Genomic DNA, 15,929 nt, shown 5'->3' with positions numbered 1-15,929 from the left:
AAGCCGTCGAATCCGGCGTCGACCATCTCGACACCAGCGACTTCTACGGCCCGCACGTCACGAACCAGTTGATTCGTGACGCATTGCATCCGTATCGCGACGATCTCGTGATCGTCACCAAGATCGGCGCGCGACGCGGCGACGACGCATCATGGCTGCCCGCGTTCGCGCCCGACGAGCTCGAACGGGCCGTGCACGACAACCTGCGCAACCTGGGGCTCGACGTGCTCGACGTCGTCAACCTGCGCATCATGTTCGATACGCACGGGCCGGCCGAAGGATCGATCGAGGCGCCGCTGGCCACGCTCGCGGAACTGCAGCGGCGCGGGCTCGTGCGGCACATCGGCCTGAGCAACGTCACGCCCGCGCAGGTCGCGCAAGGCCGGCGGATCTGCGACATCGTCTGCGTGCAGAACCACTACAACATCGCGCATCGCGGCGACGATGCGCTGATCGACACGCTGGCCCGTGACGGCATCGCCTACGTGCCGTACTTTCCGCTCGGCGGCTTCTCGCCGCTGCAGTCGTCGACGCTGTCCGGCGTCGCGGCCCGCCTCGGCGCAACGCCGATGCAGGTCGCGCTGGCGTGGCTGCTGCACCGCGCGCCGAATCTCCTGCTGATTCCCGGCACGTCGTCGGCCGCGCATCTGCGCGAGAATCTCGCGGCCGCCGACCTCGATCTGCCGGCCGACGCGCTCGCGGCACTCGACCGCATCGCGGGCGCCGGCGCCGCCTGACGCGCGGACGATCGCCTGGCGGCCCGTGCCACGCGGGCTGCGGGCCGCCGAGCCGGTCAGGACGCGACCACGCCGACCCGCTTCGGCACGCCGGTCACGATCGTCGCGACCGCCACCGCCAGCACGATCGCCGCGCCGACGAACACGCCTGCCGCGCCGTTCGCGTCGAACACGACGCCGCCGGCGGCCGCGCCCGTCGCGATCGCGAGCTGGATCGCCGCGACGATCAGCCCGCCCGCGCTCTCGGCCTCGTCGGGCACGGTGCGCGTGACCCATGTCGACCACGCGACCGGCACGCCGCCGAACGCCATCCCCCACAACGCGACCAGCACCGCGTCGATCATCGGCGCGCGGCCGAGCACGACGAGCGCGATGCCGAGCACGACCATCAGCGCGGGCATGCCGATCAGCATCGGCCTCAGCCGGTGTTCGAGCACGCGGCCCGCGAGCGACGTGCCGACGAAGTTCGCGATGCCGTAGCCGAGCAGGATCGCCGACAGCCCGTTCACGCCGACGCCCGCCACCTGTTCGAGGAACGGCCGCAGATACGTGAAGAACGCGAAATGGCCGGTGAACACGAGGATCGTCGCGAACATTCCGAGGCCGACGGTCGGCCGGCGCAGCACGTCGATCAGCGTGCGCAGCCGCGTCGTGCCGCTCGGCGGCATCGACGGGAGCGTGACGATCTGCGACACGAACGCGATGCCGCCGATCACGGCCGCGATCAGGAACACGTTGCGCCAGCCGATCAGGTGACCGAAGTAGCTGCCCATCGGCGCGGACGCGATGGTCGCGACCGCCACGCCGCTGAAGATGATCGACAGCGCGCGCGGCACCATCGCCGTCGGCACGAGCCGCATCGCGGTGGCGGTCGCCATCGTCCAGAAGCCGCCGAGCGCGATGCCGAGCACGACGCGGCCGAACAGCAGCATGGCCAGGTTCGGCGCGAACGCCACGGTGAGGTTCGATACGACGAGCAGCACCGAGAACACGAGCAGCACGCGCCGCCGATCGATCGTGCGCGTGAGCGCCGAAATCAGCAGGCTCGTGACGAGCGCGACCGTGGCGGTGGCCGTGACGGCCTGTCCGGCCACGCCCTCGGTCACGCCGAGGCTGTCGGCCATCGGCGTCAACAGGCTCGCCGGCAGGAATTCGGCCGTGACGAGCCCGAACACGCCGAGCGTCATCGCGAAGACCGCGCCCCAGGCCGGTTCGCGGGGGGCCGCCGTCGAGGCGGCCGAGGAGATTCCGGGATTCATGCGGGGGTTCCGTGTCGGTTAGGGAAAGTACTGATAAAGGCGTATCGTAAGGAACAGCGACAGGACGGTCTATGACATACAATCCGTTCTTGTTGATCGAACGTCCGTATCTCGATATGTCCGAGCCCCTTCTGCCCCCGATTCCCGATGTGCACGACCTCGTCAGCGAGTTGCTGCTGGGGATGCGGCTGAGCGGCGTCCAGTACCGCCGCATCCAGGTCGCGCGGCCGTTCGGACTGAGTTTCGGCCACGGGACGGGCCGCGCGCAGTTCCATTTCATCGTGCGCGGACCCGTGCTGCTGCGCGACGCGACGGGCGAGACGATGCGGCTCGAGGCCGGCGACGCGATCCTGTTGCCGCACGGCGGCATGCACGCGCTGGTGTCCGATCCGGATGTGCCGTGCCGCGAGATCGACGGCTTCGAGGTCGCGAAGATCTGCGATACGGTCGCGTCGGTGGCGTCGGCCGGCGTGTCGCCTACGAGCTGCGCGACGAAGGAACCCGGCGCCGGCGATGCGTTGATCTTCAGCGCCTGCATGGAACTCGACCTCGGCGGCATGCAGCCGCTGGTCGGCACGATGCCCGCGTTCATGCACGTGGGCACGCTGCTCGCGCGCTACCCGGAAATCCGCCCGATGCTCGATGCGATGGAGCGCGAGGCGTGCACGGCGCGCGCGGGCTTCGCGGGCATCCTCGCGCGGCTCGCGGACGTGGTCGCGGCGTTCATCGTGCGCGGCTGGGTCGAGTGCGGGTGCGGCGATGCGACCGGCTGGGTGCAGGCGCTGCGCGAGCCGAAGCTCGGCCGCGCGATCGTCGCACTGCATCGCGACCCGGGCCGCAACTGGAGCGTCGCGGAGCTCGCGACCGAGGCAGGCGTGTCGCGCTCGGTGTTCGCCGAACGCTTCCTCGCGGCCACCGGGATGACGCCCGTGCGCTACCTCACCGAGCTGCGGATGCGGCTCGCCGCGCAATGGATCGCCCGCGACCGCGAGACGATCGAAGCGGTCGCGTACCGGCTGGGCTACGGTTCGCTCGCGGCGTTCAGTCGTGCGTTCAAGCGCGTGGTCGGCAAGCCGCCGGGCGCCGTGCGTGCGGACGGCGACGTGCCCGCCGAAGCGTAACGCGCGGCGCGCAGGGCTGGCGGCGGTGCCGGCCCGCAGGCCGTCACTTCAATGCATCGAGCCGGTCGATCAGCGCCGTCGCGCACTGCACGGCGAGCGCCGCGCACTGCTCCACGTCGACGGCCGCGCCGGTCGCGACCGTGCCCTGCACGATCCGGCCCAGCAATTCCTTCGAGAGTTCGGCGATCTCGTGATCCCGTTCCGTCATGATGTCCCTCCTGCGCGTCGGCGATTGCGGTGATTCGCCCGTCCGGAGCGAATGCCGTGCCCGCGCCGCTCAACGCTGCTTCGCCCGCACGACGATCTGCGCCTGCGTGTCGCGCTCGATGCGCTCGAGCGACGCGCGCAGCGCCGCGAATTCGTCCGGCGTGCAGACCTGCCGCCCGAAATCCGCGTTCATCCGCCGCGTGACCTGCACGACGCGCGCGGCCGCATCGAACACGTAATGCGACGTGAAATCGACGAAGCGGTCGTGCACGGCCGTATCGGCCGGCAGGTCGGTCACGACCACGCCCGTCGGCAGCGCGATCTGGCCGGTCTCGTCGAATGCGCCGCCGATGCAGCCCCACGGCTGCGTGCGCACCGGCTCGGCCAGCCAGGTTTCGACCTGGGTCGCGATACCGCCCGTGACGCTCGACAGCGCGGGCAACGCGGTCGTGCCGTCCGGCCAGACGAAATGATCGAGCGTGCCGGTCACGGTCACGTCGAACGGCCCGTCCGTCGCGCGCCGGTCGCTGGTCGACAGTTGCGCGCGGCCGCGCAGGCCGCTTTGCCGCAGGCGCTCGGTCGCGAGTTGCGCGATGCGCTCGCGTGACGCGCGGCGAAACAGGTTGCGTTCGAGTTCGGCCGTCCAGCCGTCGTCCTCGACATAAGCCTGAACACGCGCGGCGCCCGGCTGCGCGGCATCGATCGAGATCCGCGCGGTGCGGGCGCGCGGCTGCGTGGCCGGCGTGCGCGACAGCACGCCCGTATCGACCAGCAGCGCCGGGCGATCCATCACGATCGGCGGCAGGTAGCCGAACGCGATGCCGGCCGTCGTCGTATCCGCGTAGAGCGCGAGATCGGGCAGCCACGTGATCGCGTGATTGATCGCGCCGGCGCCGTAGCCGGGCACCGACGGCAGCGTGTACACGGCGCCGAGATTGATCAGCACCGGTTCGCTGCGAATGCCGACCGCCGCGAGCAACGCGCCGAACAGCGCGACATGATCCTTGCAGTCGCCGTAGCGGTTGCGCAGGATGTCGGTCACGCGATGCGGCGCGGCGGCCGTCTCGCCGAGAAACAACCCGACGTAACGCACGTTCGCCTGCACCCAGTCGTACAGGATGCGCGCCTTGTCGCGCGGATCGGCGGCATTCGCCGTGAGCGCACGCGCCAGCTGCACGACGGCCGCATCGTTCGCGCTCGGGTCAACGGCCGCGTTGCGGTAGCGCGCGGCGAACGCCGCGTAGTCGGGCAGCGTCGACACGACGAGCCGGTCGCCGTAGGTCGGATAGCCGACCGAGCCGCTCTCGATGCGATCGTACGCGCCGTGCCGGTAGTCGAATTCGTAGCGCGTGCGGCCGTTCGCCGTGACGGGCGGCAGCGCGACGTAGCCGCGCGCGTCCGCGTACAGCGGCATGTCGGCCGGCACGTCGAAGATCAGCCGCTGGCTGTCGACCGGCTCGCGAGACGGCTCGACGGTGTAGCCGAAGTAGCCGCGATTGACCGGCTTCGTGCGGGTCTTGCGGAACGCGACGCGGGTGCTTGACCCGGCTTCGACGCCGGGGAACACGACGGTGCGCAGCAGGCCGTCCTGGAACGTCGGCGCGCCGGCCGAGCGCGGCTCCTGCACGTCGCGAATGCCGTCCGCGCCGACCGGATGCGCGACGCCGTCGCGGTCGATCGTCTCGGCCGCGAGCAGCTCCACCTTCTCGAGATGCTTGTCGAACCATACGTAGCGCTGCGCAACGGCATCGATGCCGTTCGCGTCGTTCGCGCGCAGCGTCGAATCGTCGTGCTCGTCGAGCGAACCGTCGTGCTGGATCACGAATTCGTGGACGTCGCTGACGAGCGTGACGGGCGCCATATCGGCCGCGTCGCGAGCGTCTGGCGTGTCGTGTGAGTCGCGCGTATCGGCCACGGCCCTACCCGCGCCGAGCGCCACGGCGCACACGAGCAGGCAGCCGGTCCATCGGGAATGAAAACGCACCACGTCGAAGCTCTCCGCGCGTTCGTTACCGGACGTCAGCGCCGCGCGCCGGAGCGGAAGTCGTACCGCATGACGCGCGCATGACAGGCCGCTCGCGCGCACCCGCACGCGTGGCCGTCGTGCGGCCCAGTGTGGGCGACGGGCTGGCGAGCGTCAAGCCGCGCCAGCGGGAAGGACACCTCACGCCGATCGGCGACGCTTTCGAAACCGGTGACCGCGTGATGGCGTTCGCGTGGCTGCGCGTGATCCTGTCAGGCACGCTGCCGACGGTGCTGCATCTCGAACGGCGGCATCCGAAACCGATCGACGCCGAGCGGCCATGCGCGCCGCGCATTCCCTCTCGCTCACGGTGAGGTGAGGTGAACCGCCCGCACGCCGGCCCGACCCGCAACAGCGGATCGGCGTCCTAGCGTCGCTTTCAGCGCGTAAGCGGCGGCAACGCAGGCTGCGTCACCGCCGGTGCGCCCGCTCCACTCGAGTCCCCTCCCCACCCACCGACCTCAGCCCCTCGTCCCTCCGTCCGTCGTCACCCGTCCTTTCGCCCGAACGCAAGCCGCACCGGTGTCCCGGTCGTGCGTTGTTCCCCGCAATTCGACATTTGTGCGCGCGCAACAATGGCGATGCCTCGCGCCAGGCGCCAGACGGGCAACCCGATGCCCGCCTGGCGCCTGGCGCGGCGGTCTTTAAAACCACATCTCACGAGGACATACCATGCAACTCCAATCCCATCCGGCTTGCCGTCCGTTTTACGAAGCCGGCGAACTCTCCCAACTGACGGCCTTCTACGAAGAAGGCCGTAACGTCATGTGGATGATGCTGCGATCGGAGCCGCGACCGTGCTTCAACCAACAACTCGTCACCGACATCATCCATCTCGCGCGCGTCGCACGCGACTCGGGCCTCAAGTTCGACTTCTGGGTGACGGGCTCGCTCGTCCCCGAGCTGTTCAACGTCGGCGGGGACCTGAGCTTCTTCGTCGACGCGATCCGCAGCGGCCGGCGCGACCAGTTGATGGCGTACGCGCGCTCGTGCATCGACGGCGTGTACGAGATCTACACGGGCTTCGGCACCGGCGCGATCTCGATCGCGATGGTCGAGGGCAGCGCGCTCGGCGGCGGCTTCGAGGCCGCGCTCGCGCATCACTACGTGCTCGCGCAGAAGGGCGTGAAACTCGGCTTCCCCGAGATCGCGTTCAATCTGTTCCCGGGCATGGGCGGCTATTCGCTGGTCGCACGCAAGGCGAACCGCGGCCTCGCGGAATCGCTGATCGCGACCGGCGAAGCGCATGCGGCCGAATGGTACGAAGATCAGGGGCTGATCGACGAGACGTTCGACGCCGGTGACGCGTATCTGGCGACGCGCACCTTCATCGACGTGACGAAGCCCAAGCTGAACGGCATCCGGGCGATGCTGCGCGCCCGCGAACGCGTGTTCCAGCTGTCGCGCTCGGAGCTGATGGACATCACGGAAGCGTGGGTGCATGCGGCGTTCACGATCGAGCCGAAGGATCTCGCGTACATGGAACGCCTGGTGATGCTGCAGAACCGGCGCGTGTCGAAGCTGCGCACGGTGTAATGCGACGGGCGCCGCCGGGGCCGGCGGCGCCTTTTTCCGGAACGATGCTCAGGCGATCAGCCTGAGCTTTCTCGTCTCCGCGAGCCACGCCTCGAACGCCTGCGCCGGCATCGGCCGCGCGTAGTAGTAGCCCTGCGCGTGATCGACGTCGAGCTGCTTGAGGAATTCGGCTTCCGCATGCGTTTCGACGCCTTCCGCGACCACCGCGAAATTCAGCGCCTTCGCGAGCGACACGACCGAGCGCACCAGCGCCTGCGAGCGCGGATTGCGGTCGATCGCCGTGATGAAGGTGCGGTCGAGCTTGATCGCGTCGAGCGGCAGGCGCGACAACTGCGACAGCGACGAATAGCCGGTGCCGAAATCGTCGAGATGGATCTCCGCGCCGAGCTGGCGGAACTGCCGCATCAGCCCGTTGGCCGCCTCCTCGTCCTCGATGAAGCAGCTCTCGGTCAGCTCGATGTCGAGCAGGCCGGGCTTCAGCCCCGCGCCGTCGAGAATCGACGCGAACTGGTGCACGATGTTCATGTCCTGCAACTGCCGCGCGGACAGGTTCACCGCGATCCGGACGCCGAGCCCCTTCGCCTTCCACGCGGCCGCCTGCGCGGCCGCGGTGCGCATCACCCAGCGCCCGAGCGGCGCGATCAGCCCCGACTCTTCCGCGAAGCGGATGAACTCGACCGGCGCGACGAGCCCGCGATCGGGCGACTGCCAGCGGATCAGCGCCTCGACGGCATGCACGTCGCCCGTCGCGATGTCGACGACCGGCTGGTAGTGCAGCACGAACTGCTCTTCCTCGAGCGCCTTGCGCAGGTTCGTGTCGAGCCACATGTACTTCGCGACCTTCTGGTTCATCTCCAGCGAGAACACGCGATACGTATGCTTGCCCTCTTCCTTCGCGACGTACATCGCGGTGTCGGCGCTGCGGATCAGCGTCTCGAGCGAATCGCCGTGCTGCGGATGCATCGCGATGCCGATCGAACAGCTCGTGTAGACCTCCATCAGTCCGAGATGGATCGGCGTGCGCAGCCGTTCGAGGATGATCTGCGCGGTCGCTTCGAGCAGCGGCCGCGTGGCGTGTTCGAACAGCACGAGGAATTCGTCGCCGCCGAGCCGCGCGAGCGTCGCGCCGGACGGCAGGCAGCCGCTGATGATCGCCGACACGTCCTGCAGCAGCCGGTCGCCGGTGATGTGCCCGTAGTGATCGTTGACGCGCTTGAAGTTGTCGAGATCGAGGAACAGGATGCCGACGTGGCCGCGCGTATTGGCGTCTTCCTCCGCGATCGCCGCGTGGATGCGCTCGCTGATCGCATGGCGGTTCGGCAGCCCGGTGAGCACGTCGGTGTTCGCGAGCTCGGTGAGCCGCTGCTGCGCGTTGCGCTCCTCGGTGATGTCGATGCCCGAGCAGATCAGGTACTGCTCGTCGACGCCGCTGCCGCTCTGCACGAACTTGTTGCGGAACTGGAACAGGCGCGGCCCGTTGACCGTGTTGATGTAGCGCTCGACCGCGAACGACTGGTTGCTCGCGAAGAAGCCCGTGATGTTGCTGCGCGACTGCGCGCCCTGCTCGGGGCTCATGAACAGCTCGAACGCGCTGCGGCCGATCACGTCGACCTCGCGCTTGCCCGTCACTTCCTCGCACAGGCGGTTGAAGCGCTGCACCATCCCGTTGCGGTCGAGGATCACGACGAGTGAATTCACTTCGGACACGACCTGCTCGGCGAACGCGAGCCCGTGCGCCAGGTCACCGGCGACGGACTCGGTATCGCAATAGGCGGACGCCGTGCCGGCCCAGTCGACCGTATTGACCTTCCTGCCGACGAGATGGAGGCTGACCGGGTTGCCGAACAGCACGATGTCGAGCACGAGGTGCGACGTGACGCCGGTCAGCGCGCGGATGCGCGCGGCCTGCTCGACCGTCAGCGCGACCGCGACGTTGGTCAGGCCGCGGACCGCGGCCAGTTCGAGCGCATTGCTGTCGCTGCCGAGACGCCAGCAGGGGCTGCGCGTACCGACATGCGCCTCGAGCACCGCGCTATCGTTTTCGTCATCCATGGACACGCCCCGATCCAGAAAAAAACGCATAGTGTAGACGGAGGCGAGTGGGCCGACCGCCTTCCCGGGCCACGCAGTGCGCGTGCCCGGCAGGGCTGCCGTGATTGCCGTGACGGCGGGCCTCGTCCCGTTACTTGTTTCCAGCTGATGCGACCGGCGTTCGCGCGTGATGCGCAGGTTCCACCTTACGAATGATGAGAGCCATCTTATCAAATGACGATGAGGATTGGCACTCACATTTAGAGCAGAGTGTCAAGGAATCGGGACTCGATTGGCAAGCCGGATTTTTCATGATTGGCAGCGGCGAATGCGCAGGTGACGCGGCGCGCATCCGGGGCGGCCAGACGGCCCGGAAGCCCTGCCGGGCGGGCGTTTACGACCGATCCACGGATAAGGGGCCGGATACTCGAACGCGTCGCCGCGGCGGGGTCGAATTGCGGATCGCGCGCCGGTTTTTTGTCATTTTTGATTCCATTCGCGCGTGAATGCCGGGCTTTATTCCACAGTTCGTTGCAATATCCTCTGCCCGCCCCGGCGCGGGGCATCCGCGCCGGGAGCCGGATGCGCGGCTCAGTCCGCCGCGCCGTAGCCGCCGCCGCCCGGCGTTTCGACGACGAACACGTCACCGGGCGCCATCTGTGCGCGGCCGATATGGTCGAGCACCTCGACCGTGCCGTCCGCCCGCTCGATCGTGTTGCGGCCGAGCGCGCCGGCCGCGCCGCCCGCCGCGCCGAACGGCGCGTGAATCCGGTTGTTCGACAGGATCGACGCCGTCATCGGCTCGAGGAAGCGGACCCGCCGCACCGCGCCGTCGCCGCCGCGCCAGCGCCCGCCGCCGCCCGAGCCGGCGCGGATCACGTGCGAATCGAGCCGCACCGGGTAGCGCCATTCGAGCACCTCCGGATCGGTGAGCCGCGAGTTCGTCATGTGCGTCTGCACCGCGCCGACGCCCGCGAAGCCGTCGCCCGCGCCGCTGCCGCCGGCGATCGTCTCGTAGTACTGGTATTGATCGTTACCGAATGTGAAGTTGTTCATCGTTCCCTGGCTCGACGCGACGCAGCCAAGCGCGCCGTACAGCGCGTTGGTGATCGCCGACGACGTCTCGACGTTGCCCGACACGACGGCCGCCGGGTACTCGGGATTCAGCATCGAGCGGGCCGGCACGATCACGGTCAGCGGCTTCAGGCAGCCGGCGTTCAGCGGGATGTCGTCGCCGACCAGCGTGCGGAACACGTACAGCACCGCCGCCATGCAGACGGCCTTCGGCGCGTTGAAGTTGTTGTCGAGCTGCGCGGACGTGCCGGTGAAATCGATCTCCGCGCGGCGGGCCGCGCGATCCACGCGGATCGCGACGCGAATCTCCGCGCCGTTGTCGAGCGGATAGCGGTACGCGCCATCCTGCAGTGCACCGATCACGCGCCGCACGGCTTCTTCCGCGTTGTCCTGCACGTGCCCCATGAACGCGAGCACGACGTCGCGGCCGAACTGCGCGACCATCCGGCGCAGCTCGTCGACGCCCTTCTGGTTCGCGGCGACCTGCGCGCGCAGGTCGGCCATGTTCTGCTCGACGTTGCGCGCCGGGTAGCGGCCCGATGCGAGCAGCGCGCGCGTGTCGGCGTCGCGCAGCACGCCGGCCGACACGAGCTGCCAGTTGTCGATCAGCACGCCTTCCTCGTCGATGTGCGTCGAGTCGGGCGGCATCGAGCCCGGCGTCGTGCCGCCGATGTCCGCGTGGTGGCCGCGCGAGCCGACGTAGAACAGCGGCGCGTCCGAGCCGTCCGCGAACACCGGCGTGATGACGGTCACGTCCGGCAGATGCGTGCCGCCGTGGTACGGATCGTTCAGCATGAACACGTCGCCGTCGCGCATGCGGCCGCGGTTGCGCTCGATCACCGTGCGGATGCTCTCGCCCATCGAGCCGAGGTGCACGGGCATGTGCGGCGCGTTCGCGATCAGGTTGCCGTCACCGTCGAAGATCGCGCACGAGAAGTCGAGCCGCTCCTTGATGTTCACCGAGTACGCGGTGTTCTGCAGCCGCAGCCCCATCTGCTCGGCGATCGACATGAACAGGTTGTTGAAGATCTCGAGCCGCACCGGGTCGGCATCGGTGCCGAGCGAGCGGCGCGTCGGCAGCGGCGTCGTGCGCGTCAGCACGAGGTTGCCCTGGGCGGTCATCGCGGCGCGCCAGCCGGGCTCGACGACGGTCGTGCCGTTCTGCTCCGCGACGATCGCCGGGCCGTCGATCGTGTCGCCGGCGCGCAGCGTGTCGCGCACGACCAGCGCCGCATCGTGCCACTGGCCGCCGGAATAAAAGCGCACGGCCGCGTGCGCTTGCGGCGCCGCGCCCGCCTCGCGCGGCGCGAGCGGCGCGATGTCGACCGGCGCGTCCGAGCGGCCGATCGCCTCGACCGACGCGAGTTCGGCCACCAGCGGCGTGCCCGGCATCAGGAACGCGTAGCGCTGCCGGTACGCGGCCTCGAACGCCTGCTGCATCGCGGCGACGCTGCCGGCCGGCACGTCGAGCGCCGAATCGGTGCCCTGGTAGCGCAGGTGCACGCGCCGCTCGGTCGCGATCCGCTCCGGCGGCACGCCCTGTTCGAGCAGCGCGCCGATGGCCTCGTCGGCGAGCCGGTCGAGCGCCGCGTTCAGCGCCGGCAGCGATGCGTCGGACAACACGGCTTCCACCGCGCGCTCGCGCATCGCGGTCTGGTCGGCCAGCCCCATCCCGTACGCGGACAGCACGCCCGCGAGCGGATGCGCGAACACCTGCGTCATCCCGAGCGCATCGGCCACGCCGCACGCGTGCTGGCCGCCCGCGCCGCCGAACGTCGTCAGCACGTAGCGCGACACGTCGTGGCCGCGCTGCACGGAAATCTTCTTGATCGCGTTCGCCATGCTGCCGATCGCGATCTCCAGGAACCCTTCGGCGAGCGCCTCGGGCGTCTCGCGCCGGCCGGTCGCCGCGTGGATCTCGTCGGCGAGCGCCGCGAACTTCGCGACCACGCCGTCGCGGTCGAGCGGCTGGTCCGCATGCGGGCCGAACACGCGCGGGAAATGATCGGGCTGGATCTTGCCGAGCATCACGTTGCAGTCGGTCACCGTCAGCGGGCCGCCGCGCCGGTACGCGGCCGGCCCCGGGTTCGCGCCGGCCGATTCGGGCCCGACGCGCAGCCGCGCGCCGTCGAAGCCGAGCACCGAGCCGCCGCCGGCCGCGACCGTGTGGATGCTCATCATCGGCGCGCGCATCCGCACGCCGGCCACCTGCGTCTCGAACTCGCGCTCGAATTCGCCGTTGTAGTGCGACACGTCGGTCGACGTGCCGCCCATGTCGAAGCCGATCACCTGGCCGAAGCCGGCCGCGCGCGCCGCACGCACCATCCCGACGATGCCGCCGGCCGGGCCTGACAGGATCGCGTCCTTGCCCTGGAACGCATCGGCGCGCGTGAGGCCGCCGCTGCTCTGCATGAACTGCAGGTTCACGCCCGGCATCTCGTGCGCGACCTGCTCGACGTAGCGGCGCAGGATCGGCGACAGGTACGCGTCGACCACGGTCGTATCGCCGCGCGACACCATCTTCATCAGCGGCGACACCTCGTGCGACACCGATACCTGCGTGAAGCCGATGCGGCGTGCGAGTTCCGCCAGCATCCGTTCGTGCGCGGTGTAGCGGTAGCCGTGGATCAGCACGATCGCGAGCGCACGCACCCCGCTGTCGAACACGCGGCGCAACGACGCTTCGGCACCCTGAACGTCGAGCGGCACGACCACGTCGCCATGCGCGCCGACGCGCTCGTCGATCTCGACGACCGTCTCGTACAGCGCGTCGGGCAGCACGATGTCGAGATCGAACAGGCGCGGCCGGTTCTGGTAAGCGATGCGCAGCACGTCGCGAAAACCGCGCGTCGTGGCCAGCGCGGTACGTTCGCCCTTGCGTTCGAGCAACGCGTTGGTCGCGACCGTCGTGCCCATCTTCACCATGTCGACCTGCGCGGGCGTGATCGGCTCGTCGGCCGCGAGACCGAGCAGGTGGCGAATGCCGGCCACGGCCGCGTCGCGGTACTGCTCGGGGTTCTCCGACAGCAGCTTGTGCGTGACGAGCGTGCCGTCGGGCCGCCGCGCGACGATGTCGGTGAACGTGCCGCCGCGGTCGATCCAGAATTGCCAGCGCGCGGTGTCGGAGGGAACGGGAGAAAGGTGTCGGTCAGTCATGATGTCGGTCGATGCGTCGTTGATTCGAGGACGAGCGCCGCCGCACGGCGCGCGTCGCGCGCCGTGTCACGGTGTCGATGAAAGGGGAAGAAACACGCGGGGCCGGCGGCCCCGCCGCTGCCGCCGGTCAGGCGGCGTCGAGTTCGCGGCCGCGGGTCTCGGGCAGCGTCAGCGCGGCGACGATCACCACGCCGTAGGCGGCGACCGCGAAGATGCCGATGCTCGTGCCGAGCCCGTATTGCTTCGACAGCGCGCCGATCAGGAACGGGAACAGCGCACCGATCGCGCGGCCCACGTTGTAGCAGAAGCCCTGGCCGGAACCGCGCACGCGGGTCGGGAACAGCTCGGTGAGGAACGCGCCCATCCCCGAGAAGATGCCCGATGCGAAGAAGCCGAGCGGGAAGCCGAGCCACAGCATCGACGCGTTGGTCAGGTTCAGCGACGTGTACGCGAACGCGATCACCATCGAGCCGACCGCGAACAGGATGAAGTTCGGCTTGCGGCCGAGGCGGTCGGTCAGGTACGCGCTCGTCAGGTAGCCGACCCACGAGCCGAAGATGATCATCGCGAGATAGCCGCCGGTGCCCATCACCGTCAGGTGCCGCTCGGTCTTCAGGAAGGTCGGCAGCCACGTCGTGATCGCGTAGTAGCCGCCCTGCGCGCCGGTCGTCAGCAGCGCCGCGCGCAGCGTCGTCGTGATCAGCTTCGGCGCGAAGATCTCGGTGAGGCGCGGCGCATCGGCCACTTTCGCCTGCGCGGCCTTCTCCTTCTCGTAGACGTCCGGCTCCTTCACGTAGCGGCGGATCGCGACGACCAGCAGCGCGGGCGCGAGCCCGACCAGGAACAGCGCGCGCCACGCCTGCTCGGCCGGCAGCACCGAGAACAGCAGCGCATACAGCAGCGCGCACAGCCCCCAGCCGATCGCCCAGCCCGACTGCACGAGGCCGACCGCCCTGCCGCGGTCGCGCGCGCGGATCACTTCGCCGATCAGCACCGCGCCGGCCGTCCATTCGCCGCCGAAGCCGAAGCCCATCAGCGCGCGCGCCGCGACCAGCTGGTGGTAGTTCTGCGCGAGCCCGCACAGCGCGGTGAACACCGCGAACCACAGCACCGTGAGCTGCAGCGTGCGCACGCGGCCGATCCGGTCGGACAGGATGCCGGCGATCCAGCCGCCGAGCGCCGACGCGAGCAGCGTGATCGTGCCGATGAAGCCCGCGTCGGCGAGCGAGATGCCCCAGGTCGCGACGAGCGTCGGGATCACGAACGACAGCATCTGTGTGTCCATCCCGTCGAGCATGTAGCCGACCTTGCAGCTCCAGAACGCGCGGCGCTCGCGCGGCTGCGCATCCGCGTACCACGAGAACAGGCCGGTGCGCTCGCGGCTCGCGGGCTCGGCGGCGGGCGCCGCGAGGGTCTTGCTTTCCATGGTGGTACTCCTGTCGTTATGCGCCGATCCAATGGCGTGGGGTGCGGTGTGTCGTCTGTACGTCGCTTACGGGTGGGCCGGCCGGGTCAGAACACGGCCAGCGAGGCATTCGTGATGTCGGTCATCAGCATGTGGCCGGGCGTATGCGCGATCGCGATCGGCAGCTTCGCGTCCATCAGCGCGGTTTGCGGCGTCACGCCGCATGCCCAGAACACCGGCAGCTCGCCGTCGCGGATCGTCACCGCGTCGCCGAATTCGGGCGCGTTCAGATCCTCGATGCCGAGCGCCCGCGGATCGCCGATATGGATCGGCGCGCCGTGCACGCCCGGGAACCGGCTCGTGATCTGCACCGCGCGGATCGCGTCGGCGCCGCGCAGCGGCCGCATCGACACGACCAGCTGGCCGCCGAAGATGCCCGCGCGGCGGTTCGCGATCGACGTGCGGTACATCGGCACGTTGCAACCCTCCTCGACGTGGCGCAGCCCGATCCCTTCGCGGGCGAGCATGTCCTCGAACGAGAACGAGCAGCCGATCGCAAATACGACGAAATCGTCGCGCCACAGCGCGTCGAGCGACTCGACGCGCTCGGTCAGGCGGCCGTCCCGATAGACGTTGTAGCTCGGCACGTCGGTGCGGATGTCGAGATCGTCGCCGAGCGCGTCGATCCGGAACGCGCCCGGTTCGCCGACGCCCAGCAGCGGGCAGGCCTTCGGGTTCGCCTGGCAGAAGCGCAGGAAATCGTGCGCGTACGCGTCGGGCAGGATCGCCAGGTTCGCCTGGGCAAACGGGCCGCAATGGCCGGCGGTCGGGCCGCGGAACGCGCCGCGGCGCACGGATTGACGGAATTCGGAAGGCGTCATGAGAGTCGGTCGCAGATCGGGATGGCGTGGCGATGACGGTGATGTGTCATCGGATAGGGCGAAGAATAGAAAGGAAAAAATTTTGTCGCCAACGAGTTTTTTTGCGCCTGTTGTATAGAATTTCTTAACGGACCTGCGGGTTTTCCCCGGTCCCGTTCACTTTTCGTCGCCGGCAAGCTGCGCATCCACTGCCTCGCCCGACTGCCATGAACACGCGTTTTCTCGAAACTTTCGTCACGCTCGCGAAGCTGCGCAACTTCCGCACGACCGCGGCGGCGCTGCACGCGACGCCGGCCGCGATCTCGCAGCGCCTGAAGGCGCTCGAGGACGAACTGCATACGGTACTCGTCGATCGCGACAGTCGCGAATTCCGGCTCACGCCGAACGGCGAATACCTGCTCGGCTATGCGAAAGCCGTGGTCGAGGCAACGCAGGAACTGCAGGCCGCCGCGTCCGGCGAGAGTGCGCTGCGCGGCAAGCTGCGGCTCGGCGTGATCGA

12 protein-coding genes are annotated in these 15,929 nt (G+C 69.2%); 5 read left to right on the top strand and 7 right to left on the bottom strand.

Annotated features, from left to right (window positions below):
* Positions 1–737, top strand: a 737-nt coding sequence (locus tag JMF90_RS04220; RefSeq protein ID WP_201324965.1) for an oxidoreductase, incomplete at its 5' end; no start/stop codon positions are given.
* Positions 738–793: 56 nt separating this feature from the next.
* Here JMF90_RS04220 and JMF90_RS04215 read toward each other — a convergent pair.
* Positions 794–1,996, bottom strand: coding sequence for an MFS transporter (locus JMF90_RS04215; RefSeq protein WP_011694598.1), 1,203 nt, complete (start codon positions 1,994–1,996; stop codon positions 794–796).
* 71 nt (positions 1,997–2,067) lie between these two features.
* Between JMF90_RS04215 and JMF90_RS04210 the strand changes: the two genes are divergently transcribed.
* Positions 2,068–3,117: an AraC family transcriptional regulator gene (locus JMF90_RS04210; protein ID WP_011694597.1), complete on the top strand. Its 1,050-nt coding sequence runs from the start codon at positions 2,068–2,070 to the stop codon at positions 3,115–3,117.
* Between the two features lie 43 nt (positions 3,118–3,160).
* Here JMF90_RS04210 and JMF90_RS04205 read toward each other — a convergent pair whose 3' ends face one another.
* Positions 3,161–3,325, bottom strand: a complete 165-nt coding sequence (locus tag JMF90_RS04205; protein ID WP_011694596.1) for a hypothetical protein — start codon at positions 3,323–3,325, stop codon at positions 3,161–3,163.
* A 69-nt stretch (positions 3,326–3,394) separates the two neighbouring features.
* On the bottom strand, positions 3,395–5,311 hold the full coding sequence (locus tag JMF90_RS04200) for a DUF3857 and transglutaminase domain-containing protein (RefSeq protein ID WP_011694595.1): 1,917 nt from the start codon (positions 5,309–5,311) through the stop codon (positions 3,395–3,397).
* A 107-nt stretch (positions 5,312–5,418) separates the two neighbouring features.
* On the opposite strand from JMF90_RS04200, the gene JMF90_RS04195 reads away from it, so the two are divergent.
* Positions 5,419–5,661 (top strand): hypothetical protein, encoded by a 243-nt coding sequence (locus JMF90_RS04195; RefSeq protein ID WP_236597943.1) that lies wholly within the window; start codon positions 5,419–5,421, stop codon positions 5,659–5,661.
* 358 nt (positions 5,662–6,019) lie between these two features.
* Entirely contained in the window at positions 6,020–6,883 is an 864-nt protein-coding gene (locus JMF90_RS04190; RefSeq protein WP_006479738.1) for a crotonase/enoyl-CoA hydratase family protein, read from the top strand.
* A gap of 48 nt (positions 6,884–6,931) precedes the next feature.
* On the opposite strand, the gene pdeR is transcribed toward JMF90_RS04190, so the two are convergent.
* The 4 genes from pdeR to JMF90_RS04170 all read right to left on the bottom strand — a co-directional run bounded on the left by pdeR (position 6,932) and on the right by JMF90_RS04170 (position 15,430).
* A complete protein-coding gene (gene pdeR, locus JMF90_RS04185) occupies positions 6,932–8,935 on the bottom strand; it encodes a cyclic di-GMP phosphodiesterase (protein ID WP_011694593.1) in 2,004 nt (667 codons plus the stop codon).
* Between the two features lie 570 nt (positions 8,936–9,505).
* Positions 9,506–13,144 (bottom strand): hydantoinase B/oxoprolinase family protein, encoded by a 3,639-nt coding sequence (locus JMF90_RS04180; protein WP_011694591.1) that lies wholly within the window; start codon positions 13,142–13,144, stop codon positions 9,506–9,508.
* 127 nt (positions 13,145–13,271) lie between these two features.
* Positions 13,272–14,570, bottom strand: a complete 1,299-nt coding sequence (locus tag JMF90_RS04175) for an MFS transporter (RefSeq protein WP_006479741.1) — start codon at positions 14,568–14,570, stop codon at positions 13,272–13,274.
* An 86-nt stretch (positions 14,571–14,656) separates the two neighbouring features.
* The gene (locus tag JMF90_RS04170) at positions 14,657–15,430 is read right to left on the bottom strand and encodes a putative hydro-lyase (protein ID WP_011694590.1); all 774 of its coding nucleotides are present in this window, start codon (positions 15,428–15,430) and stop codon (positions 14,657–14,659) included.
* A gap of 206 nt (positions 15,431–15,636) precedes the next feature.
* Between JMF90_RS04170 and JMF90_RS04165 the strand changes: the two genes are divergently transcribed.
* Positions 15,637–15,929, top strand: a 293-nt coding sequence (locus tag JMF90_RS04165) for a LysR family transcriptional regulator (RefSeq protein WP_201324964.1), incomplete at its 3' end; no start/stop codon positions are given.

This window comes from Burkholderia sp. E168m23 (genome assembly GCF_016586125.1).
In the GTDB taxonomy this organism is placed as follows: domain Bacteria; phylum Pseudomonadota; class Gammaproteobacteria; order Burkholderiales; family Burkholderiaceae; genus Burkholderia; species Burkholderia orbicola.
This window is presented reverse-complemented; position numbering and strand designations above follow the sequence as displayed.

Excerpts from the sequence above, each read along its gene's own strand:
- JMF90_RS04175 (WP_006479741.1), bottom strand. The coding sequence starts at position 14,570 with ATGGAAAGCAAGACCCTCGCGGCGCCCGCCGCCGAGCCCGCGAGCCGC.
- JMF90_RS04170 (WP_011694590.1), bottom strand. The coding sequence starts at position 15,430 with ATGACGCCTTCCGAATTCCGTCAATCCGTGCGCCGCGGCGCGTTCCGC.
- JMF90_RS04210 (WP_011694597.1), top strand. The coding sequence starts at position 2,068 with ATGACATACAATCCGTTCTTGTTGATCGAACGTCCGTATCTCGATATG.
- pdeR (WP_011694593.1), bottom strand. The coding sequence starts at position 8,935 with ATGGATGACGAAAACGATAGCGCGGTGCTCGAGGCGCATGTCGGTACG.
- JMF90_RS04215 (WP_011694598.1), bottom strand. The coding sequence starts at position 1,996 with ATGAATCCCGGAATCTCCTCGGCCGCCTCGACGGCGGCCCCCCGCGAA.
- JMF90_RS04190 (WP_006479738.1), top strand. The coding sequence starts at position 6,020 with ATGCAACTCCAATCCCATCCGGCTTGCCGTCCGTTTTACGAAGCCGGC.
- JMF90_RS04180 (WP_011694591.1), bottom strand. The coding sequence starts at position 13,144 with ATGACTGACCGACACCTTTCTCCCGTTCCCTCCGACACCGCGCGCTGG.
- JMF90_RS04205 (WP_011694596.1), bottom strand. The coding sequence starts at position 3,325 with ATGACGGAACGGGATCACGAGATCGCCGAACTCTCGAAGGAATTGCTG.